This window comes from Gemella taiwanensis (genome assembly GCF_054054385.1).
In genome coordinates, this window is sequence record NZ_JBSMTL010000001.1 from 269,739 (window position 1) to 291,301 (window position 21,563).

The following is a 21,563-nucleotide window of genomic DNA, read 5'->3' on the forward strand; positions in this document are numbered from 1 at the left end:
ATTTTACTATTTTTTAAGAATTTGTTTACCCTGAACCCAAACTTCACGAATATTTTCTGAAGTAGAAAGATATAATATCTTTTGAAGAAGATGTTTATCTTCTTCATTATCTAAATAATTTGGAAGTTTATTGGTAGGTGTATTGATATCAATGACTTGAAAATCACAAATGTAACCTTCTTTAAAAAGACCAAGTGGTAATTTCAATGCTTCTCCACCACCTGTAGTAGCAAGATAAAATGCTTCAAATACACTAACTTTCGAATCATGAGTACCACGGTTGTCGGCTTTTAGCTTATTATCTACTCCGTCATTTAGCATTCTACTAACCATGACTGTATGCTTTATATTGTCATAAAGACTAGGGGAGAATCCTCCAGAAATATCAGTACCTAAGCAGATATTTAAGCCTTCTTTTTTTAGTTTGTTAACAGGTAACACTGCATTAGCGAAATAAGAATTAGAGATTGGACAATGGCAAACTGATGATTTTCTATTGTTAAAGATCTTTACGTCATCAGAATTAACAAAGTTGCCGTGAGCCATTATTGATTTGTCAGTTAATAGACCGAATTGATCTAAAACCACACTATCCCTTTTTCCAAATCGTTCGAGAACAAAATTGTGTTCCCAATCACTTTCACTACAATGACTTTGAATATAGCAATTATATTTTTTTGCTAATTTCCCTAATTCTAATAGTGCATCATCAGTGCAACTAGGAACAAAACGTGGAGTGATTACTGGATATACCCCCTGTGGTACATTTTTAGCAAGTGCTTGTACATCAACAATAAATTTCTCGGTATTTTCAATTGCTTCTTTTGTACTATTATCACGGTAAAAGTCAGGATTCATATTTATATCATCCATAACGACTTTTCCTACGAAGCCTCTTTGACCTAAATTAGCACAGATTTTTGCTAATTCAAAAGTAGATTCATTATGAATAGTTCCAAAATACATTGCAGAAGTAGTACCATTCGCTAATAATGTTTTGACCAAATCGGTATATACTTCTCTAGCATAATTGATATCTTTATATTTAGATTCTAAAGGAAACGTGAAATTATTTAACCAATAGCTTAATTCATCATCTAATGCGAGACCAGCTTGTGGCCATTGAGGTGCATGTATATGTAAATCAATAAATCCAGGAAAAAGAATTTTATCTTCAAAATCAAAAAAGTTACTTTCATGTGAGTACTGATTTAAAATTTGTTGATAGTTTTCATCTTCTTGTCTAACAATTTTAGAAATGATTCCATTATCTGTAATAAATATTATCGCCTGTTTTAAAAACTCGATTTCTCCATATTTAGGACTATGGAAAATAGACGCTTTGATTATTTTTTTGTTATTCATAATTTTAATTTCTCCTAAAGAATTTTTATAAATATATCATAGAAAACGAACGTTGTCAACAAAAAAATATAATATTATAAAATTAATTTAAAATAAACGAACGATAAATAGTTTTATTAAATGGTAAAGTTCGTAAAAAAACGACGAAGAGTGTTTTCTTCGTCGTTTTAAAATTTATTATATTGTATTATTATCTAAATTCTTTTCTTTCTTTAGAAACTAATGTATTTACTCTTTCTTGAGCTCTTTCTAAATAGCTTTCTCCATTTTTTAGTAAATCGCAAATAGTATTTGTAATTTCAACAAAATCTTCTTCTACGTATCCTTTAGTAGTCATTGCTGCAGCACCTAGACGTAAACCACTAGTTTTCATCGGAGGTAATGTATCAAATGGAATACCATTTTTATTACATGTAATGTGTGCTTTACTTAATAAATCACTTGCATCATGACCAGTTACATTATAAGTAGAATATGTATCAACTAGACATAGGTGGTTATCACTACCATTTGAAACTACTGGAATATTGTTAGCTTTAAATGCTTCAACCATAGCCTTCATATTTTTAACTACTTGTTGTTGATATACTTTGAATTCAGGTTTAAGAGCTTCAGCAAAACAAATTGCTTTTGCAGCAACAACGTGTTCTAATGGGCCACCTTGTGCACCTGGGAAAATCATTTTATTTATTTTTACTGCGATTTCCTCATTATTAGTAAGAATAATTCCCCCACGTGGACCTCTTAGTGTTTTGTGTGTAGTAGATGTAACTACATCAGCATAAGGCACTGGATTAGGATGTAATCCAGCAGCAACAAGACCGGCGATGTGAGCCATATCAACTAATAAATAAGCACCAACCTCATCAGCGATTTCTCTAAATTTTGCAAAGTCAATGATACGAGAGTATGCACTTGAACCAGCAATAATCATTTTAGGCTTATGTTCTTTTGCGATACGTAGTACTTCATCATAATCTATTAAGTGAGTGTCTTTAGTTACACCATATGAAACAGCATTAAATAATTTTCCAGAGAAGTTTACTTTACTACCATGAGTCAAGTGTCCACCAGCATCCATACTCATTCCTAAAACAGTATCTCCTGGTGTAAGTAGAGATAGATATACAGCAATATTTGCACTTGATCCTGAGTGTGCTTGAACATTCACGAATTTAGCATCGTAAAGTTCTTTAAGTCGCTCAATTGCAAGTGTTTCGATTTCATCAACTACCTCGCAACCATCATAATACCTTTTTCCAGGGTATCCTTCAGCATATTTGTTTGTTAAAATACTCCCAGTAGCTTTTAGTATATCTTTAGAAACAAAGTTTTCACTAGCAATAAGCTCAATATTAGTATCTTGTCTATGTTGTTCTTTTTCAATTAATTCAAAAATTTTATCCATAATGATGCTCCTTGTTTTATATTTTTTTAGAATAACTGAGATTTATAATTTTATAAATATAAACTTATAAATAAATGTATGTTTATTAGAAACTATGTTAACTAAAAAATAGTTCTAGTTTTTAAAAATAAATATTTATAAATTAGTTGTTATTCTTTGTCTTATAATAATAGCATAGTATCAAAAATAAATAAACTAGAAAATGGAAAAAATAGTCAAAATTATTAAAAAATTTAATTGATGATGTAAAAATGCGAACATTATATGTAAAATAAGTAAAAAAATTAAAATCACTAGTACAGATTGTGAATTATTTAAAAGATTGAAAGGGGATATGAATAAAATATATAATAGTATAGTTCTATAGAAAGAGGAACATATGTAAATAGTAAAAAATTTAGTGAATTTTAATTGGTCTATACTTGATAACAGTAGAAATTATCAAATATTTATGCTATAATAATTAACGGAATACATCTGTATTACTATCGAACCAAATTTTAAGGAGAAAAGTTTAATATGCTTGTAGATAAACCATTAAAGCTGTTTTCATTAAATGCTAACATTCCATTAGCAAAACAAGTAGCGAAGTCACTAGGAGTAGAATTAAGTAAATGTAGTGTAAAAAAATTCAGTGACGGAGAGGTTTCAATTAATATAGAGGAAAGTGTACGTGGTAGTGAAGTTTTTGTACTACAATCAACTAGTGGTCCTGTAAATGACAATTTAATGACTTTATTAATTATGATAGATGCACTTAAACGTGCGTCAGTGGACACTATTAACGTTGTAATCCCTTATTATGGATATGCACGTCAAGACAGAAAAGCAAGAAGTCGTGAACCAATCACAGCAAAATTAGTAGCTAACTTATTAGAAGTAGCAGGAGCAGATCGTATAATTGCATTAGATCTTCATGCACTTCAAATTCAAGGATTCTTTGATATTCCAGTTGATCACCTTATGTGTGTACCAATTATTGCGAAATATTTCAAAGAAAAACTTCCAGATATGGAAGAGGTTGTTGTCGTATCACCAGATCACGGTGGTGTAACACGTGCTAGAAAACTAGCAGACGCTTTAAATACACCAATCGCAATTATCGACAAGAGAAGACCAAAACCAAATGTTGCTGAAGTTATGAATATCGTAGGTAACATTGAAGGGAAAACTTGTATCCTAATAGATGATATTATTGATACAGCAGGAACAATTACTTTAGGAGCTCAAGCACTTAAAGATAGAGGAGCAAAAGAAGTTTATGCAAGTTGCTCACATGCTGTACTTAGTGGACAAGCATTAGATAGAATTGAAAATTCTCCAATTAAAGAACTAGTATATGCTAACACAATTGATATACCAGAAGAGAAAAAATTAGATAAAATGGTACCGTTATGTGTAGGTGATTTAATTGCTAAAGCAATTTACAAAATCCACAATAACGAACCTGTAAGTGTTCTTTTTGAATAATAATTAATTAAATTAATCTTTAAAGAAGGCAGCGGTGTCCGTTGCCTTCTTTAAGTCGTATATTCGATAGTGAAAAAAGTAAAGTGAGGATAATTTATGAAATTAATAGTTGGATTAGGAAATCCAGGTAAACAATATGAAAATACAAGACATAATATCGGATTTATGGTACTTGATGAACTAGCTAAATCTTGGAATGTAAGTTTTGATAAAACAAAATTTAACGCTGAATATGCTATAGCATATCACGGTGGGATTAAATATTTATTAGTAAAGCCAACAACTTATATGAACCTTTCAGGAGAAGCGGTAGGCAAGTTTTACGATTATTTTGAAATCGATATTGAAGATATATTAATAATTTATGACGATTTAGATACAAAAACTGCAAATTTTAAATTAAAAGCTAAGGGAAGTAGTGGTGGCCATAATGGTATTAAGAGTATTATAAGCCACTTAGGAACAGAGAAATTCAATAGATTGAAAATTGGAATAGATAGACCAACACCGCCGATGAAGGTAGTTGATTATGTCTTAGGAAGATTCTCAAAAGACGAAATGAGTGAAATTGAAAAAATTTATTCTAAGAGTGTAAACTGTATTGAAGATTTCTCAAAAATGAGTTTCGTAGATTTAATGAATAAATATAATTAAAAATAATCGCAGCAAAAGGTACCGTCCCAGAAGCACTATGTTTCAAAAAGTTTATATGTGAATTTATAGACGAAGTGGACTATAGATATCTAAATATTCTTCAAAAAAGTATGTTGGATAACTAATAACCTAAGTGGAGTCTCAATAAAATCGATTTTTCTGAAATCGTGATTTTTGAGTCACTCCCATTTTGCTGCTATTTGTTGTAGAAAGGAGCGTATATGATAAAAGATAGTCTTTTGGAAATTGTTAATTTGCAATTTGATAAAAAGAATAAAAATATAGGTGTATATGGACAAAATTTAACAACACGTGCTTTAGAAATATATAACGAATATAAAAATAGTGGTAAGACAATTGTAGTGTTATCACAAAGCAAAGCAGAAGCTGAAGAATTGTTCGCTATTTTAAATGATTTTGAAGGTGAAACATATATTTATCCAGAAATTGATATATTAAAACGTCACACTTCTAAAAGTAATGATTTAGTGCAGAACTCTATTAAAGTTCTTGAAAATCTTGTACATAATATTCAAAGTATTGTAATTGTACCGATTGAAGCTATCTATAGAACTGTAAAAAATCCTAGTGATTTTAAAAATAATAGCTTTGAGATTCATGAAGAAACTGTTATTAGTTTTGATGAATTACAGAAAAAACTAGTTAATATGGGGTATCGTCGTGTTGAAACTGTCGATGTAGTGGGAGAGTTTTCAAAAAGGGGGGAGTATAGTTGATATTTTTAGCCCTCTAAGTGAGAAGCCTATTAGGTTAGATTTTTTTGATGATGAACTTGATAGTATGAGAACTTTTGATGAAATTACACAAAGGTCATTAGAAAAAATAGATAGTACTGTTATTTATCCTACAAGTGATTTTTTCCTTACATCTGAAGAAAAAGATGTAGTTGTTGAGAGAATACTTACTAAGTTAAACGATACAAAATTAAGAGAAGAAGAAAATTACCAAGAGATTAGTACCTATCTTCAAGAAAAAATTGAAATTTATAAAGCAACTGATGATTATAGTGATTTAGAAAGTTTTTCGAATTTAGTTTATGAAAATACATATAGTATTGCCGACTATTTAACAGATGATACTATAATTTTCTATGACAATTATCATAAAATCTTAGAAAAAATAGAAGGACTACGAGAATACTTTTTAACAAGTCTTCAAGAGATGAATAGAAATTATATATATCAAGATGTAATAGATAATGTAGCTTTTGAAAAAATTCAAAACTTAGATGTAAGAAAATTCTATTTATCTACCTTAAAGCTTAATGATAAAATTATAGAAAAAAACTATAATTTAGATATAATTGATTTGGCTTATTACTCAAGTGAAGAATATTTAGCTAAGGAAATACGTGAAAAATTAATGGATAATTATAAGGTAATTATTTCGTTAAACACTCAAAAACAAAAAGATTATGTAGAAAAGGTACTATTTGATAATTATTTCTATGATGATATTTATTATGGTGTTAAAGAAGGGAAAATCTTCATTGATGTGAACAAGTATCATCTAAAAGGATTAGAGGATAGGAAGAATAAAATATTTTTACTTACCCCACGTGAACTTTTTACTGAAGAAGAAAGAAAAAAACGTCGCGTAAAATTTAAATACACAAACTCAGAAAAAATTAGAAATTACCAAGAACTAAATGTTGGTGATTATATCGTTCATGTTAGTCACGGGATAGGACTATACGAAGGTATAGAGAATGTTGAAGTTGGTGGAGTATATAAAGACTTCTTGAAGATTGTCTATGATGGTGGTGATATAATATATGTAGATATAAATAATATGAACTACATCCAAAAATATACCGCTTCTACCGATAATAGAAAACCAGCATTAAATAAACTTGGTACAAAAAACTGGCAGAAGACTAAAAGTAGAGTCCGTAAAGAAATCGAGGACATATCGGAAGATCTTATTAAGTTATATATTAAACGAGAATTAAGTTCAGGTTATGCGTATAGCTTAGATGGAAGTATGCAGTCTGAATTTGAAGCTGATTTTGCATATACACCAACGGATGATCAGGTTAAAGCTACTGAAGAAATTAAAAGGGATATGGAAAAACAACGTCCGATGGATAGACTCCTATGTGGTGATGTTGGTTTCGGTAAAACAGAGGTAGCGATGAGGGTTGCGTTTAAAGCAGTTACTGATAATAAGCAAGTTGCAGTATTAGTTCCGACAACGCTACTTGCTGAACAACACTATGATAACTTTGTAAGTAGATTTGCGAATTTCCCAGTAAATATAGAAGTAGTAAGTAGATTTAAATCTGCAAAAGATATTACTGAAATTTGTAAAAAACTTGAAGAAGGTAAAATTGATATAATTGTTGGAACTCATAAACTATTAAATGACAAATTTAAATACAAAGATTTAGGTTTATTAATTATAGATGAAGAGCAACGTTTTGGAGTTAAACATAAAGAAAAAATTAAACACCTTAAAAATACAGTAGATGTTCTTACCCTTAGTGCAACGCCAATTCCTAGAACATTACATATGAGTTTAATTGGTATTAGAGATTTATCGGTGATTGAGACACCTCCAAGAGAACGTCAACCAATTCAAACTTTTGTAACAGCCCAAAATAAAATGGTTATAAAAGAAGCGGTTATGAATGAGATTAATCGTGGAGGGCAGGTGTTTTATGTTTATAATAGAGTAGAAACTATTGATGAAAAATATCTAGAGCTAAAACGATTATTGCCTGATATAAACATAGCATATGCACATGGTAGAATGAGTCAAAGAGAACTTGAAAATATTATGTCTGACGTTATAGATAGAAAATATGATATGTTAATATCGACGACAATTATTGAAACAGGTATTGATATTTCAAACGTAAATACTTTAATAGTTGAAGATGCAGATCGTTTTGGATTAAGTCAATTGTATCAACTTCGTGGTCGTGTTGGACGTAGTAGTAGAGAAGCTTATGCATACTTGATGTATGAACCGTTTAAGTCGTTAACTGAAAATTCAGAGAAGAGATTATCTGCAATTAAAAACTTTACATCTTTAGGTAGTGGTTTTAAAATTGCTATGCAAGATTTATCTATTAGAGGTGCAGGTGATGTACTTGGGGGAAGACAGCATGGTTTCATTGATTCAGTAGGTTATACATTGTATTCTCAAATGTTAGAACAAGAAATTCAAGAGAAAAAAGGAATTTTAGAACCATTATTAGAACAAGATCGAACACAAGATGTTAGTTACTATGAGAATATAATTAAAGAAGCTGCTCCGAAAATTAAGAAAGATATTTTTGAAGTCAAGACAGATGATCTAGAAATTAAACTTAATGTTGATGCCTTTATTCCAAAAGAGTATATTACTAGTGATGCAGATAAAATAGATTTCTATAAGAGATTAAATAATGTAGTTAGTGATGAGGAGATAGATAGCATTGTTGAAGATTTAATTGATAGATTCTCTGATTTTGGAGAAGAAGTTAATAACTTAATAGATATATGTTATTTGAAAGTTATGGCGAAAAATACTATGGTGACTAGCATTAAAGAGTTAGCCAATAAAGTAGTTGTAACTTTTGATAAAGACATTATGAACAGTCTTAAAGGAAAAGAACTATTTACAGCTTTAACGCCGCATAAGGATACACGTATAGTTGCAAAAGATGGATTCTTTCTTGAAATAGATAAAAAAGAAAGATATAGTATTAGACGCATAAGAGAAATGCTGGCTTTAGTAAACAATAATCTGGAGGGGGAACATGAATAAAAATAGATGCCCTTGGGCGAAAGATCCATTAGATATTGAATATCATGACAATGAATGGGGAAGAGAAACTCATAACGATCAAATGTTATTTGAATATCTAATACTAGAAGGAATGCAAGCTGGATTAAGTTGGTCATTAATACTTAAGAAACGAGAAAATTTCAAACGTGCTTTTGATAATTTTGATTATAGTATTTGTGCTAATTATACTGATGAATACCTAGAATCGTTAAGACAAGATGCTAGTATAATTAGAAATAAATTGAAAATATATTCTGTTAGAAAAAATGCTGTAGCATTTCTTAAGGTTCAAAAAGAATTTGGAAGTTTTGACAAATATATCTGGAGTTTTACAGATTATAAAAAAATCAATAACAAATTAGAAAGCTACAAAGATGCACCGAGCGAAACAGAACTATCTATAAAAATAAGTAAAGATATGAAAAAAAGAGGGTTTAGTTTTGTAGGAAGTACGATAATTTATAGTTACATGCAGGCTATTGGAATGATAAACGATCATGAAAAAGGATGTTTTTGCTATAGAGAATGTTGTTAATAAATTTGATTAAATAGGTATTTTGAATATTGTAATTGATAAGTTAACTTGTCTAATTTAGATATAACTTTACTTTATAGAAAATACCGTCTATAATATATAAGTATGTTTAATTTTAAGATTGGATTTTATAAATGGATAAGAGAACTATTAAAATTGAAGAAATAACAGACAATAAAATTTTTGTCGAAATATTTTTAGAAGAAGTAAAAAAAATACAAGAAATTCCCAAGATGCCTAAATGTGAGTTTTTGCATATAGGAGCTACAAGTACTAAGCAGGTGCTTGGGGAAAAGATTGTTGATATACTTGTTGTTGTAGAAAATTTACATGAGATAACAACATTTGATGAGAAAAGATTAAATAATATCGGTTATCATAGAATAGCTCATAATGGAACAAAAGGTGTAATAAAATATGCTAGAATTACCAATTATCTAACCATGAGCTATGATGTTGTATTAAATGTAGTGCAACGTGATACGGAAATACATAAAGATTTTATAAAAACTAAAGAAATTTTTAATGATGAAGTTTTAAAAAATGAATATAATTCATTTAAAAATAGTAATAAAGAACTTTCGTTTAAAGATTATTCAACGAAAAAAGTAATATTTATAAATGATATGTTAAAAAGGATTGAAAATAATGATTAAAATAAACAATATTGAGGAGATTCTTCAAAATAGCGAAGTACTATATAATGAACCTCTAAGAAAATATAGTTTTACGAAAACTGGTGGGAACGCAGAAGTTTTAGTAAAAATAACAAATGAACAAGATTTACAAAATATTATTAAATATAGTAATGAAAATAACATAGAACTAACTATTTTAGGAAATGGTTCAAACGTATTAATTTCTGATAATGGTATTGCAGGAATTGTAGCAATTACTAGTGATATGAATAAGATTGAATTATTAGACGGTGATGTTATTTCTTGTTATGCAGGATTAACGTTAAAAGAACTTACAGATTTTTGTATTGAAAATAGCTTAACTAATCTTGAGTTTTCATGTGGTATTCCAGGAAGTGTTGGTGGAGCAATCTTCATGAATGCTGGAGCATATGGTGGTGAGATGAAGGAAGTTGTTCAAAAAGTTGAAGTTTTCACTAGAGATGGTGAAAAGAAAATATATACTAATGAACAAATGGAATTTTCATATAGACATTCTTTAATTCAAGAAACTAAAGAAATCATTTCTAGAGTGTATTTCCAAATGAAAAAAGGAAATAAAGAAGAAATTATTTCTAAAGTAGAAGAATTAAATAAAATGCGCTCAGATAAACAACCTTTAGAATACCCTTCATGTGGATCTGTATTTAAACGACCAGAAGGTTACTTTGCAGGAAAATTAATTCAAGATGCAGGATTACAAGGATTAACTGTAGGTGGAGCCCAAGTTTCGAAAAAACACGCAGGATTTATGGTTAATATAGATTCGGCAACTTGTGAAGATTATAAAAACTTAATTAAAGAAGTTCAACAAAAAGTATTAGAAGACTCTGGTGTTGAACTTGAATGTGAAGTTAAAATATTAGGTGAATAAAAAAGGAGTGACTCAAAAATAGTGATTTCGGAGAAATCGATTTTGTCAAGTCACCCTCGCACAGTTTATTAGATATCTAAAAAGCTTTTATAAAGCGAATTTAGATATCAATAAACCACTGCGTCTATGAGTTCACATATGAACTTTGTTAAATTTCAGGGCTGGATTAGCCCTTTTTTTATTTCATATTATCTATAAATTTTTTATATTGTGCGAGATTTTGTTCATTTTTATTATTTATTTTTGGTGTGTAAAATGTTTTTCCTACTAAGTTATCAGGAAGATATTGTTGCTTGATATAGCCTGTAGGATGGCTATGTGGATATTGATAGCCGACACCACGATTAAGTTTATCGGCACCATAATAATGTGCATCTCTTAGATGATCAGGAATAATAAATTTTGGATTTGTTTTAGTTTCATGTAGTGCATTGTCGATTGCCATATAAGCACTATTAGATTTTAATGATAGAGCTAGTTGGATAACCGCATTAGCTAAAGGTATTCTTGCTTCAGGTAACCCAAGCATTTTCGCACTTTCTATAGCGGCGTGAACAAAAGGTCCGATATTTGGATTAGCAAGACCGATGTCTTCATAAGCTATAACACTCATTCTTCTATATATAGTGTCTAAATCGCCACTATCTATCAGTAGTGCTAAATAGTATAGTGAAGCATCAACATCACTTCCACGTATAGACTTTTGAAAAGCGCTAATAATATCATAAAAAGCATCACCATCTTTATCATAGGCTTTGAATTTCCCTAGAGATAAGTTTAATAGCTTCTCTTTTGTGATAATTTCACCTTCATTTGATAAATTATATAAAATTTCAAAAGTATTTAAAGAAAATCTCAAATCACCAGAAGAGTTTAAAGCGATTGTTTTAAATACATCATCTTCTATATTCAACTCTTTAGGGAATATTTCTTTATTGTTTGATATTTTTTTTAGATATTCATAAATATCATCGTTAGAAACTTGTTGTAATTCGAAAATAATTAAACGTGATCTAATCGCAGGATTTACAGTATGATATGGGTTATTTGTTGTGCATCCAATAACGTATATATTATCAAATTCGATTTCAGGAAGTAGAATATCTTGCATAGGTTTAGTTAGTCTATGAAATTCATCAAGTAGTAAAATTACTTTTTTAAACCTTTTAGATTCTTCTATTACTGCAGTTAAATCTTTCTTCGTACAATTTACAGCATTTAATATTTTAAATTTATAGTCTAGTTCATTAGCTAATGCATTAGCGATTGAAGTTTTTCCTGTTCCAGGGGGACCATATAAAATAAACGAGAACATTTTTTTGCTTTCTACTATTTTAGTGAGAACTTTCCCATCTCCAATTAAATGATGTTGACCAATAATATCACTAATTTTATTAGGTCGTAATTTATTGATAAGTGTTTCCATGGTACCTCCTTAGTTTTTATTTTATAATATAAATTATATCATAATTGAATTGGTTGTTGTTAGTAAGTTTAATTGGAAGTCGTGTTGTATTAGAAAATAATAAAATTTTACATAATATCAATTTTATGGTAAAATATAATAATCACAATTAGGGGATGTTTAGGATTCGACAGGGATGCTAGTCTTCTTGGTGGCATGTAGGAGGGTTGTCTCCTTTAACAACACATCAGTTAAATATAACTGGCGAAAAAACAAATTACGCTTTAGCAGCTTAATAAGCTAAAGGCTGATTACTTTGTTTGACTGTGACAAAGCAAATCGGTTCATTCTTAGCAGTCTACGATTTTTTTCTTCCGTTTGTAGAAAAAAATAAGAGATTAATCAAACTCGTTTTTCATTGCCTGTTTATCGGCTTAAGTGGAAAATTAAATTCAATAGGTAAACTAAACATGTAGAAGCTAAGGGGAGGTATTTTTGGACGCGGGTTCAAATCCCGCCATCTCCATTCTATTGAGATTAATCTCAAATAAAAAATACGTAGTTAGAAACTGTGTCAACGAGACTCAAGATCTTTAAAATAAAGATTTATGAGTCTCCTTTTTTGTATATCTTAATAATATGTTAATTCGACAAATTTTATTACAAAAATCTAATTGTAATCGCTTGAAATATATATATATTATAATATTAATATAGAGATAATAGTAAATTACCAAAAGGGGGAGGTGATTATGATGAAATTATTATCAATGTTTAAATTTACTAATTTAGATAATCAAGATGAGGTTTATGAAGGTGGAGTAATTTCTATTCTTTTAGCGATAGGTAGACATTTATGGTTAGGATTAACTAATATCGTTAAAGCACTAGGATATACATTTTACCTGGTAACTTGGTTATTGTATATAATAGCATTAATTGTAGGAATAGGATTTATTTTCTATTATTTGTATCTCGTTGGATTAGCTCTATTTTAGTAAAAAAAATTTTTTTAAAAACAGCTGTAACTAAAATTTATAAAGGTTTTAGTTGTAGCTGTTTATTTAGTAATGTTGGTTTGTAAATAGTTATTAGGTATGCTATAATGTAACTATAATCAAAAGGAAGTAAAAAGGATGCTAATTAAATTTTCAGATAGATTTTATTATACAAAACAACGATATATGTATTTAGAACCGACACTTGGTTATTTAAAAGGTGAATATTTTTCTGTAATGTTAGATTCAGGGAATGGTCCTATTCAAGTAGAGAATTTTCTTAATGAATTAAAAGAAAATGATTTACCGATGCCAAGTTATGTAATATTGACCCATCATCACTGGGATCATAGCTTTGGAGCGGCCTATCTAGATATTCCTGTAATTTCTACAGATAGAGCTAGAGACTCTTTAATTGAGTTATCACAACTTAAATGGGATGATGAGAGTCTGTATCAAAGGGTAAAAGATGGAACTGAAATAAAATATAGTGCGGATGTAATAAAAAGAGTTTATGAAAATAATGAAATAAAAATTAGAATACCAGATATGCCAAAAATGGCTGATTTCAATTTGAATCTTGGTGGAGTTAAAATAAATTGTATATATAATGATAACTCACATTCTAATGATGCATTTTTAATTTATATTCCAGAGGAAAAACTATTGTTTTTAGGAGATAGTCATGCTAAAAACTATTATACTAAACCGATGGCATATAATAAGCAGAAGCTCCGTGATTATATAGATAGAATATCAATTCTTGATTTTGAATATGCACTTCCTGGTCATGGAAACATATTTACAAGGGAGGAATTGCTAGAATATCTAGAAAAAGAATATACAAAAATGAGGTGATTACATATGAATTTAATGATGTCTCTCGATTGGATTCTTTTAATTACTATGTCATTAACTTTCTGCCAGCAATTATTCTCAAGAAAATTTAATTTATTTGGAATATTGTCAATAGTTAGTTTAGCGACATACATTGCCTTGCATTCTTATTCTACAGGACTTAGTATTTTTGTTCTATTGCTGTTCATTGGTGGACTTTGTTTAATAGGACTTGAAATGTTTGTCCCAGGAGGAATAGTGGGCACTGTAGGTATCATTACCGTAGTATATGCAATAATTTATGTAAATAAATCAACATATTATATTGCATTTATCTTAATAGTTTCTCTAATACTTGCAGTTATACTGTATTATGTAAATAGAAGTGTTTTCCATAAAAAGTTGGTTTTTCTAGATAGACTTGTATTAACTGATGCTATCTCAACAGAAGGTGGCTATGTAGCAAGTGAAAGTAGATTAGAACTTGTAGGTAAGAAACTTCAAGCATATACAGATTTACGTCCGGCAGGCGTCGCTGTATTTGGCGATGAAAAATTGGATGTAGTAACTGATGGAGACTTTATAGAAAAAGGTAATGAAATAGAAATTATACGTGTTGAAGGAATGCGTATAGTAGTTAAAAAAATATAAATATTTTAAGGAGGTAGTATTATGCCAGAATTAATTTTCTCAGGTATTATCGTGATAGTAGTACTTATTGTACTATCAATATTCTTTACTTTCTTTCCACTTGGTCTTTGGATTAGTGCGATTGCCGCAGGTGTTAAGGTAAGTATCTTCACACTTGTTGGTATGAGATTAAGACGTGTAATACCAAGTAGAGTAATAAATCCAATGATTAAAGCTCACAAAGCTGGGTTAGCTGTTACTATTAATCAATTGGAAAGTCACTATTTAGCAGGGGGGAATGTGGATAGAGTAATTAATGCTCTAATCGCAGCTCACAGAGCTAATATTGTAAGTTTAACTTTTGAACGTTGTGCAGCTATTGATTTAGCAGGACGTGATGTTCTTCAAGCTGTTCAAATGAGTGTTAACCCGAAAGTTATTGAAACTCCATATATTGCTGGGGTTGCAATTAACGGTATCGAAGTTAAAGCGAAAGCTAGAATTACTGTTCGTGCAAACATTGAACGTTTAGTAGGGGGAGCTGGAGAAGAAACAGTTATCGCCCGTGTAGGTGAAGGTATCGTTTCAACAATCGGTTCTTCAGAATCACATACAGTAGTTTTAGAAAATCCTGATCGTATTTCTAAAACAATCTTAGATAAAGGTTTAGATGCAGGTACTGCATTTGAAATTTTATCGATTGATATTTTGGATGTTGACATCGGTCAAAATATCGGAGCTAACTTACAAACTGAGCAAGCTATTGCTGATAAAAACATCGCTCAAGCTAAAGCAGAACAACGTCGTGCAATGGCAGTTGCAGCTGAACAAGAAATGAAAGCAAGAATCCAAGAGATGCGTGCAAAAGTAGTAGAAGCAGAAGCGGAACTACCACTTGCTATGGCTAAAGCTTTCCAACAAGGTAATCTAGGTATTATGGATTATATGAATTATAAAAATATAGAAGCTGATACAGGTATGAGAGATTCAATTAAACGTATGTCACAACCTGAAACAGGAGCAGGTAAATAATTAGATAAAAAGGAGGATGTGAAATGTCATTTTTAATTTTCGCAGCACCAATAACATTTATCATAATTTTTGCTATTTTCGTAATTGTTTTTGCTTCTGACAGTAAAAGATACAGAAAAAATTTAGATAATTCAAAACAAATGGAATTAGACAATGCTCGAGCACAGGCTTTAAAGGCTGTTGAAGAGATGAAAAGAATTAAAGAAGCTACTGATAAAGACTCTGATGCTTTAAGAAATAGACAAAGTTCATTAAGTAATCAGCAAGTATACGAAGAAGATATTTATGAACAACAAGTTGATAGTACATCTATAAATAAATATCAACAATATTATAATGAAAATTATAATAGAGGTAAAAATAAATTTTCAATGCAGAGAAATTTCGATAATACTAATGTTGTTCAAGATAATTCAAAAAAATTAGAGTTTACACAAGAAAATATAGTTCGTGGATTGATTGCTAACGAGTATCTTAATAGGAATTCTAGGAGGGGAAGATGAGTAGTTTATACATCCCGTTAATCTTTCTATTAGTTTCATTTATTATTGATAAAGTAAGAGAAAATAATAAAATAAAAAAGGAGCCTATTAAGAAAGTTAAGAAGAGTAAGACAAAGGTAAAAAATACCATGTCTAAAGCTCAACAGCAAAAAGAAAGTCCTGTAATAAATCAGCAAACTCTAACTCGTAAATCTTTTGAGAAAAAACAAAGAGCTATAGTAGATAGAGAAAAAGAAATATTTTCAAATTCTTTAACTTTTAATAAAGAAAAAGTTGTTAATGATATAATTTTTTCTGAAATTTTGTCTAAACCAAAGAGTAAAAGATAATAAATAGGAGGTATAAGATGAAAAAATCATTTAACTATATTAGTTATTGTATCTATTCATTTATGCCTCTTTATTTTGTTTTACTTATTTATACCTTTGTAAAACAAGATTTGGACGATATATTATTGACTACACTATTAATAATAATTTCTATTTTTTCTTTAATTATTCAAAATAGTAGTAAACCTACAAATATCTTTGTTTGCAGCAAGAAAGAACTCTCTAAACAAAAAGGAATAGATTACTATTATTTAGTTTTAATGATAATTATTACATTCTTAATTATAAATCAAAAAGTACAATTAATTTTTAAAATAGTCATACTTGTATTTATCTTTTATTTATTATTTTGCATGCTATTTAAGTACAAAAATTATACATTAATATTATTAGGCTACAAAATGTACTTGATTCGTGATAAAATAGTATATAGTAAAAAAGATCAAAAAGAATTATATAAAATATTGAAAGATAAGAAAAGTTTGCAGATATTAGAAATCTCTAATAACATATATATTGAAAACGAAAAATATAGAATGACAAATTTTTATTGTAATGATTTTTAGATGAATCAAGTAATTATATTATCTAATTCAATTAATAAAAAATAAGGAGATTAGCTATGAGAGTTGTTGATATCATAGATAAAAAGAAAAAAAATAATGAGCTAACGAAAGCCGAAATAGAGTTTTTACTGGAAGGATATCTTTCAGGTAAAGTTCCAGATTATCAGATGAGTTCATTTTTAATGTCAGTATATTTTAATAATATGACTAAAGATGAGCTTACAAACTTCACATTAACAATGAGAGATTCAGGAGATACTATTTTCTTTGATGATTTAGATCATTATTTAGTTGATAAGCATTCTACTGGTGGTGTTGGAGATAAAGTAACAGTTGTTTTAGGACCAATTTTATCAGCTGTAGGAATGGCTACAACTAAGCTTTCAGGAAAAGGTCTAGGTCATACAGGAGGGACAATAGATAAATTTGAGTCTATTAGAAACTTTAAATTTAGTACAACGAAAGAAGAGCTAGTAGAAGTTGCAAGTAAAACTGGAGTTGGATTAATGGGTTATAGTGATAATATTGTTCCATTAGATAAAAAAATCTATGCCTTACGCGATGTTACTGCAACAGTTGATAGTATTCCACTAATCGCTAGTAGTATTATGAGTAAAAAATTAGCTATTCAATCAGATTTAATTATTCTTGATGTTAAAGTAGGAGATGGTGCTTTCATGAAGACTATTGAAGATGCAAGAGAACTATCACGTCGAATGGTAGAAATCGGTAATAGTGTTGGAAGAAAAACAATAGCAGTACTAACCAACATGGAAGAACCTTTAGGATATAATATTGGTAATGCTAATGAAATAATTGAAGGTATCGAGGCTTTAAAAGGAAATTGGTCAAGTGATCTTAAGGAAGTTGTATATGAAATTGTTTATCTAGCGTTAAAACATAAAGGTGAAGTTGAGACATTCGAAGAAGCTAGTGAAAAAATAGATGAAGTTATTAATAATGGTCGTGCTTTAGAATTATTAAAACAGTTTATAGAACTTAGTGGTGGAGACGGTGAAGTCGTAAATAATTATGAGTTATTACCAACACCGAAATCAGTATTAGAAGTATTTGCGCAAGAAGATGGATATGTTACTAAGATTAAAGCTGAAGAAGTAGGTAAAGCTGCTATGGTAATAGGTGCAGGTCGTGCAACAAAAGAAGATGAAGTAGATCATGCTGTAGGAATAGAGCTTAAGAAAAAAGTAGGAGATAAGGTAGAAAAAGGTGATCTTATCGCTGAAATTTATTACAATGATGATAAGAATGTAGAGTCTAGTAAAAATATGCTATTAGATGCTTATGTTATCGGAAATGAAAAAATAGAAAATATTAAAAATATATTAGAAATTATAGAATAGAGGTAAAAAATGGGATTAAATAAATATATTGATCATACAATCTTAAAAGCTACGGCAAGTAGTACCGATGTCCAAAAATTATGTGAAGAAGCTATTGAACATGAATTTTATAGTGTTTGTGTTAATGGTTGTTATGTTGCTGATGCTAAGCATCTTTTACAAGGTACTGATGTTAAAGTAGCAGCAGTTGTTGGATTTCCATTAGGAGCAATGACAACAGCATCAAAAGTTTTTGAAGCAAAAGAAGCAATCGAAAATGGTGCAAGTGAAATAGATATGGTTATTAATGTTGCAAAATTAAAAGATGGTGAATTCGATTATGTAGAGAATGAAATTCGCCTAATTAAAGAAGCGATTGGTGATAATGTCTTGAAAGTTATTATCGAAACATGTTATTTAACTGATGAAGAAAAAGTTAAAGCCTGTGAATTATCGCTAGTTGCCAAAGCTGATTTTGTTAAAACATCAACAGGATTTGGAACTGGTGGTGCAACTTATGAAGATGTAAAATTAATGAAATCAGTAGTCGGAGATAATGCTAAAGTTAAGGCGAGTGGTGGAGTTAGAGATAAAAAAACTGCTCAAAAATATGTTGACTTAGGAGCTGAAAGATTAGGAACAAGCTCAGGAATTGAGATAGTAAAATAATATTATTAAGTGATTCAGAAGATTGTAAAATATTTTCTGAATCACTTTTTTATTTTCAGGAGGAAAATATGTATAGAAAACGAATAATAGGTAATAATACGGTGTTTTTTATAGCTAAATCTATGTATTTATAGTATAATAAAGGATGGTTTATTATGACGTGAAATATAAAAAGTTATTTTCAATCATTTCACGTGGAAATTGAAGATGGGGAAAACTCCCATATATTTAGATAGAAAAATCATAAAGGAGATTTTAAATGTTACCAAAGTCATTTGAACAATATAAATTTAATGAATTTGTAAATAAGGCAGTAATAGATTTAGGATTTGATAATCCGACAAAAATTCAAGAGAGGGTATTCTCACCAGTATTAAAAGGAAAAAATATAGTAGCTAAATCACAAACAGGAAGTGGGAAAAGTCATTCTTTCTTATTACCAATTTTTAGTAAATTAGATGTAGCTAAGAAAAAAACACAAAGTATTATTCTAGCTCCAACAAGAGAACTTTCAAGACAATTGTATGATATGGCATTGCATATTGCTAGTTTTTCTGAAGAAGACATTAAAATAACATTATGTATTGGTGGACAAGATTTAAATAGGGATATTGAAAGAGTATCTAATGCACCACATATTATTATCGGTACTCCAACACGTGTATTAGAGTTAGATAGAGCAAGTGCTTTAGCAATTAAAGAAGTAGAGAGTCTTGTAATCGATGAATGTGATATGATGATAGATTTAGGATTCATGGAAGATGTTGATAAAATTTCTAAGAGAGCAGCAGAAAATTGTCAATTCTTAGTATTCTCTGCAACGATACCAGCGCAAATGAATCACTTCTTGAAAAAATATCTAAAAAATGCTCAATATATCGAAGTTGATAATGCGAAATTCGGTAAAATTGAATATATTTTAATTCCAGAGAAAAGTTCGTCTCGTTTAGAAAAATTACACGAAATTACTACAGTTATTAATCCTTATTTAGCACTTATCTTTGCTAATAAGAAAACTGAGGTAGAGGAAGTAAGTAGCTATTTAATCTCTAAAGGATTAAATGTAGGTGTACTTCACGGAGATTTAACACCACGTGAACGTAAGCAAATGCAAAGAAGAATTAATAATTTAGATTTCACTTATGTTGTAGCTAGTGATTTAATGAGTCGTGGAATTGATATTGAAGGAGTAAGTCATGTAATTAACTTTAATATTCCTAATGATTTAGACTTCTTTATTCACAGAGCAGGACGTACAGGACGTGCTGGATTAAGCGGTGACTGTATTACAATTTATAACAATAAAGATGAAGAAAAATTACAAGATTTAGAAAAACGTGGTATTGAATTTAATCACCAAGATATTAGAAATGGTGAGTTCGTTGAAGCTAAAGACAGAAATAAACGTCAAAGTAGAAAGAAAGTCGTAGCTGACCATAACCTAACTGAAAAACTGAAATCAAAAGTAAAAGTTTCTAAAAAAGTTAAACCAGGATATAAGAAAAAATATAAATATAAAATGGATAAACTTAAACAAAAAGAAAGAAGAAAATTTGCTAAACGTAGTAATAAGGCAAACAGAGGTAAGTAATGAAGAACTTAAAAATTGGATCTCATGTATCAATGTCAGGAAAAGAAATGATGCTAGGTTCTGTAAAAGAAGCGGCTAGTTATAATAGTGATACATTTATGATTTATACAGGTGCTCCTCAAAATACAAGAAGAAAACCTATTGAAGAATTGAGAATCGAAGAAGCACATAAATTAATGAAAGATAAAAATATTAGTGATATAGTAGTGCATGCACCTTATATTATTAATTTAGCAAATACAGTAAAATCGGAAATCTATCAGCTTGCAGTTGATTTCTTAAGATTAGAAATTGAAAGAACTGAAAAAATTGGTGCTAAGAATATTGTTCTTCACCCTGGTTCACACGTTAAGGCAGGTGCTGATGTTGGGATTGCAAGTATCGTTAAAGGGTTAAACGAGGTGCTAACAAAAGATATGAAACCTAATATTGCTTTGGAAGTTATGGCTGGTAAAGGTAGTGAATGTGGAAAAACTTTTGATGAAATTGCACAAATTATTGATGGAGTTACTTTAAACGAAAAATTAACGGTAACTTTTGATACTTGTCACGTATTTGAAGGTGGATATGATATTGTTAATGATTTAGATGGTGTCCTTACAGAATTTGACAAGATTGTGGGATTAGATAGGATTCAAGTGCTTCATATTAATGATAGTAAAAATACATTAGGTGCACATAAAGATCGCCATGAAAATATCGGATATGGTGGCATTGGATTCGATACGATAAATAGAATTGTTCATTTAGATGAATTCGCAAATATTCCTAAAATTTTAGAGACTCCTTGGTATGGAGAAAAGAAAGATATATCACCTTATAAAGATGAAATTGAAATGTTAAGAAACAAGACATTTGTGGACTTTAAAAAATAGACTATGTAGG

The 21,563-nt window shown here is 29.5% G+C and carries 21 protein-coding genes and 1 other RNA gene; 19 read left to right on the top strand and 3 right to left on the bottom strand.

What is annotated here, in order from left to right; translation table 11 throughout:
• Positions 1–6 precede the first annotated feature (6 nt).
• Positions 7–1,365, bottom strand: a complete 1,359-nt coding sequence (gene guaD / locus ACWOA3_RS01290; RefSeq protein WP_456883841.1) for a guanine deaminase — start codon at positions 1,363–1,365, stop codon at positions 7–9.
• A 190-nt stretch (positions 1,366–1,555) separates the two neighbouring features.
• Positions 1,556–2,773, bottom strand: coding sequence for a serine hydroxymethyltransferase (gene glyA / locus ACWOA3_RS01295; protein ID WP_456883842.1), 1,218 nt, complete (start codon positions 2,771–2,773; stop codon positions 1,556–1,558).
• 519 nt (positions 2,774–3,292) lie between these two features.
• Here glyA and ACWOA3_RS01300 point away from each other — a divergent pair.
• From ACWOA3_RS01300 to murB, 7 genes are all read left to right on the top strand, one after another.
• The gene (locus ACWOA3_RS01300) at positions 3,293–4,243 is read left to right on the top strand and encodes a ribose-phosphate diphosphokinase (protein ID WP_294682505.1); all 951 of its coding nucleotides are present in this window, start codon (positions 3,293–3,295) and stop codon (positions 4,241–4,243) included.
• A 96-nt stretch (positions 4,244–4,339) separates the two neighbouring features.
• Complete coding sequence (gene pth / locus ACWOA3_RS01305; RefSeq protein ID WP_456883843.1) at positions 4,340–4,897, top strand: aminoacyl-tRNA hydrolase; 558 nt, start codon at positions 4,340–4,342, stop codon at positions 4,895–4,897.
• 221 nt (positions 4,898–5,118) lie between these two features.
• Positions 5,119–5,634, top strand: a complete 516-nt coding sequence (locus ACWOA3_RS01310) for a hypothetical protein (protein ID WP_456883844.1) — start codon at positions 5,119–5,121, stop codon at positions 5,632–5,634.
• A 28-nt stretch (positions 5,635–5,662) separates the two neighbouring features.
• Complete coding sequence (gene mfd, locus ACWOA3_RS01315) at positions 5,663–8,671, top strand: transcription-repair coupling factor (RefSeq protein ID WP_456883918.1); 3,009 nt, start codon at positions 5,663–5,665, stop codon at positions 8,669–8,671.
• Positions 8,664–9,227 carry a DNA-3-methyladenine glycosylase I gene (locus ACWOA3_RS01320; protein WP_003146414.1) on the top strand — a complete coding sequence of 188 codons (564 nt, stop codon included), beginning with the start codon at positions 8,664–8,666 and terminating at the stop codon, positions 9,225–9,227. Before mfd ends, ACWOA3_RS01320 begins: the two co-directional genes overlap by 8 nt.
• Before the next feature lie 134 nt (positions 9,228–9,361).
• Positions 9,362–9,883: a GrpB family protein gene (locus ACWOA3_RS01325; protein ID WP_003146412.1), complete on the top strand. Its 522-nt coding sequence runs from the start codon at positions 9,362–9,364 to the stop codon at positions 9,881–9,883.
• Positions 9,876–10,778, top strand: coding sequence for a UDP-N-acetylmuramate dehydrogenase (gene murB, locus ACWOA3_RS01330; protein WP_003146410.1), 903 nt, complete (start codon positions 9,876–9,878; stop codon positions 10,776–10,778). Before ACWOA3_RS01325 ends, murB begins: the two co-directional genes overlap by 8 nt.
• A 178-nt stretch (positions 10,779–10,956) precedes the next feature.
• Here murB and ACWOA3_RS01335 read toward each other — a convergent pair whose 3' ends face one another.
• Positions 10,957–12,204 carry a replication-associated recombination protein A gene (locus ACWOA3_RS01335; RefSeq protein WP_003146409.1) on the bottom strand — a complete coding sequence of 416 codons (1,248 nt, stop codon included), beginning with the start codon at positions 12,202–12,204 and terminating at the stop codon, positions 10,957–10,959.
• A 151-nt stretch (positions 12,205–12,355) separates the two neighbouring features.
• On the opposite strand from ACWOA3_RS01335, the gene ssrA reads away from it, so the two are divergent.
• The 12 genes from ssrA to ACWOA3_RS01395 all read left to right on the top strand — a co-directional run bounded on the left by ssrA (position 12,356) and on the right by ACWOA3_RS01395 (position 21,553).
• Positions 12,356–12,712, top strand: a transfer-messenger RNA (tmRNA) gene (ssrA, locus tag ACWOA3_RS01340).
• A gap of 223 nt (positions 12,713–12,935) precedes the next feature.
• Entirely contained in the window at positions 12,936–13,181 is a 246-nt protein-coding gene (locus ACWOA3_RS01345; protein WP_003146408.1) for a hypothetical protein, read from the top strand.
• Between the two features lie 138 nt (positions 13,182–13,319).
• Positions 13,320–14,039: an MBL fold metallo-hydrolase gene (locus tag ACWOA3_RS01350; RefSeq protein WP_003146406.1), complete on the top strand. Its 720-nt coding sequence runs from the start codon at positions 13,320–13,322 to the stop codon at positions 14,037–14,039.
• Positions 14,040–14,045: 6 nt separating this feature from the next.
• Complete coding sequence (locus ACWOA3_RS01355; protein ID WP_003146404.1) at positions 14,046–14,669, top strand: NfeD family protein; 624 nt, start codon at positions 14,046–14,048, stop codon at positions 14,667–14,669.
• Positions 14,670–14,690: 21 nt separating this feature from the next.
• On the top strand, positions 14,691–15,680 hold the full coding sequence (gene floA, locus ACWOA3_RS01360) for a flotillin-like protein FloA (RefSeq protein WP_442566770.1): 990 nt from the start codon (positions 14,691–14,693) through the stop codon (positions 15,678–15,680).
• Positions 15,681–15,703: 23 nt separating this feature from the next.
• Positions 15,704–16,183 (top strand): crotonobetainyl-CoA--carnitine CoA-transferase, encoded by a 480-nt coding sequence (locus ACWOA3_RS01365; protein WP_003146402.1) that lies wholly within the window; start codon positions 15,704–15,706, stop codon positions 16,181–16,183.
• Complete coding sequence (locus tag ACWOA3_RS01370; RefSeq protein ID WP_456883845.1) at positions 16,180–16,512, top strand: hypothetical protein; 333 nt, start codon at positions 16,180–16,182, stop codon at positions 16,510–16,512. Before ACWOA3_RS01365 ends, ACWOA3_RS01370 begins: the two co-directional genes overlap by 4 nt.
• Positions 16,513–16,529: 17 nt before the next feature.
• The gene (locus tag ACWOA3_RS01375; protein WP_456883846.1) at positions 16,530–17,078 is read left to right on the top strand and encodes a hypothetical protein; all 549 of its coding nucleotides are present in this window, start codon (positions 16,530–16,532) and stop codon (positions 17,076–17,078) included.
• Between the two features lie 56 nt (positions 17,079–17,134).
• Entirely contained in the window at positions 17,135–18,439 is a 1,305-nt protein-coding gene (locus ACWOA3_RS01380; protein ID WP_442566768.1) for a thymidine phosphorylase, read from the top strand.
• 9 nt (positions 18,440–18,448) lie between these two features.
• The gene (deoC, locus tag ACWOA3_RS01385; RefSeq protein ID WP_456883847.1) at positions 18,449–19,087 is read left to right on the top strand and encodes a deoxyribose-phosphate aldolase; all 639 of its coding nucleotides are present in this window, start codon (positions 18,449–18,451) and stop codon (positions 19,085–19,087) included.
• A 259-nt stretch (positions 19,088–19,346) separates the two neighbouring features.
• Positions 19,347–20,678, top strand: coding sequence for a DEAD/DEAH box helicase (locus ACWOA3_RS01390; protein ID WP_003146394.1), 1,332 nt, complete (start codon positions 19,347–19,349; stop codon positions 20,676–20,678).
• Entirely contained in the window at positions 20,678–21,553 is an 876-nt protein-coding gene (locus ACWOA3_RS01395) for a deoxyribonuclease IV (protein WP_456883848.1), read from the top strand. Before ACWOA3_RS01390 ends, ACWOA3_RS01395 begins: the two co-directional genes overlap by 1 nt.
• Positions 21,554–21,563: the final 10 nt, after the last annotated feature.

Coding starts and splice junctions, on each gene's coding strand:
- ACWOA3_RS01380 (WP_442566768.1), top strand. CDS start 17,135: ATGAGAGTTGTTGATATCATAGATAAAAAGAAAAAAAATAATGAGCTA.
- ACWOA3_RS01325 (WP_003146412.1), top strand. CDS start 9,362: ATGGATAAGAGAACTATTAAAATTGAAGAAATAACAGACAATAAAATT.
- ACWOA3_RS01365 (WP_003146402.1), top strand. CDS start 15,704: ATGTCATTTTTAATTTTCGCAGCACCAATAACATTTATCATAATTTTT.
- pth (WP_456883843.1), top strand. CDS start 4,340: ATGAAATTAATAGTTGGATTAGGAAATCCAGGTAAACAATATGAAAAT.
- ACWOA3_RS01390 (WP_003146394.1), top strand. CDS start 19,347: ATGTTACCAAAGTCATTTGAACAATATAAATTTAATGAATTTGTAAAT.
- glyA (WP_456883842.1), bottom strand. CDS start 2,773: ATGGATAAAATTTTTGAATTAATTGAAAAAGAACAACATAGACAAGAT.
- ACWOA3_RS01310 (WP_456883844.1), top strand. CDS start 5,119: ATGATAAAAGATAGTCTTTTGGAAATTGTTAATTTGCAATTTGATAAA.
- ACWOA3_RS01355 (WP_003146404.1), top strand. CDS start 14,046: ATGAATTTAATGATGTCTCTCGATTGGATTCTTTTAATTACTATGTCA.
- ACWOA3_RS01395 (WP_456883848.1), top strand. CDS start 20,678: ATGAAGAACTTAAAAATTGGATCTCATGTATCAATGTCAGGAAAAGAA.
- ACWOA3_RS01375 (WP_456883846.1), top strand. CDS start 16,530: ATGAAAAAATCATTTAACTATATTAGTTATTGTATCTATTCATTTATG.
- murB (WP_003146410.1), top strand. CDS start 9,876: ATGATTAAAATAAACAATATTGAGGAGATTCTTCAAAATAGCGAAGTA.
- ACWOA3_RS01335 (WP_003146409.1), bottom strand. CDS start 12,204: ATGGAAACACTTATCAATAAATTACGACCTAATAAAATTAGTGATATT.
- deoC (WP_456883847.1), top strand. CDS start 18,449: ATGGGATTAAATAAATATATTGATCATACAATCTTAAAAGCTACGGCA.
- ACWOA3_RS01350 (WP_003146406.1), top strand. CDS start 13,320: ATGCTAATTAAATTTTCAGATAGATTTTATTATACAAAACAACGATAT.
- ACWOA3_RS01345 (WP_003146408.1), top strand. CDS start 12,936: ATGATGAAATTATTATCAATGTTTAAATTTACTAATTTAGATAATCAA.
- guaD (WP_456883841.1), bottom strand. CDS start 1,365: ATGAATAACAAAAAAATAATCAAAGCGTCTATTTTCCATAGTCCTAAA.
- ACWOA3_RS01370 (WP_456883845.1), top strand. CDS start 16,180: ATGAGTAGTTTATACATCCCGTTAATCTTTCTATTAGTTTCATTTATT.
- ACWOA3_RS01300 (WP_294682505.1), top strand. CDS start 3,293: ATGCTTGTAGATAAACCATTAAAGCTGTTTTCATTAAATGCTAACATT.
- floA (WP_442566770.1), top strand. CDS start 14,691: ATGCCAGAATTAATTTTCTCAGGTATTATCGTGATAGTAGTACTTATT.
- ACWOA3_RS01320 (WP_003146414.1), top strand. CDS start 8,664: ATGAATAAAAATAGATGCCCTTGGGCGAAAGATCCATTAGATATTGAA.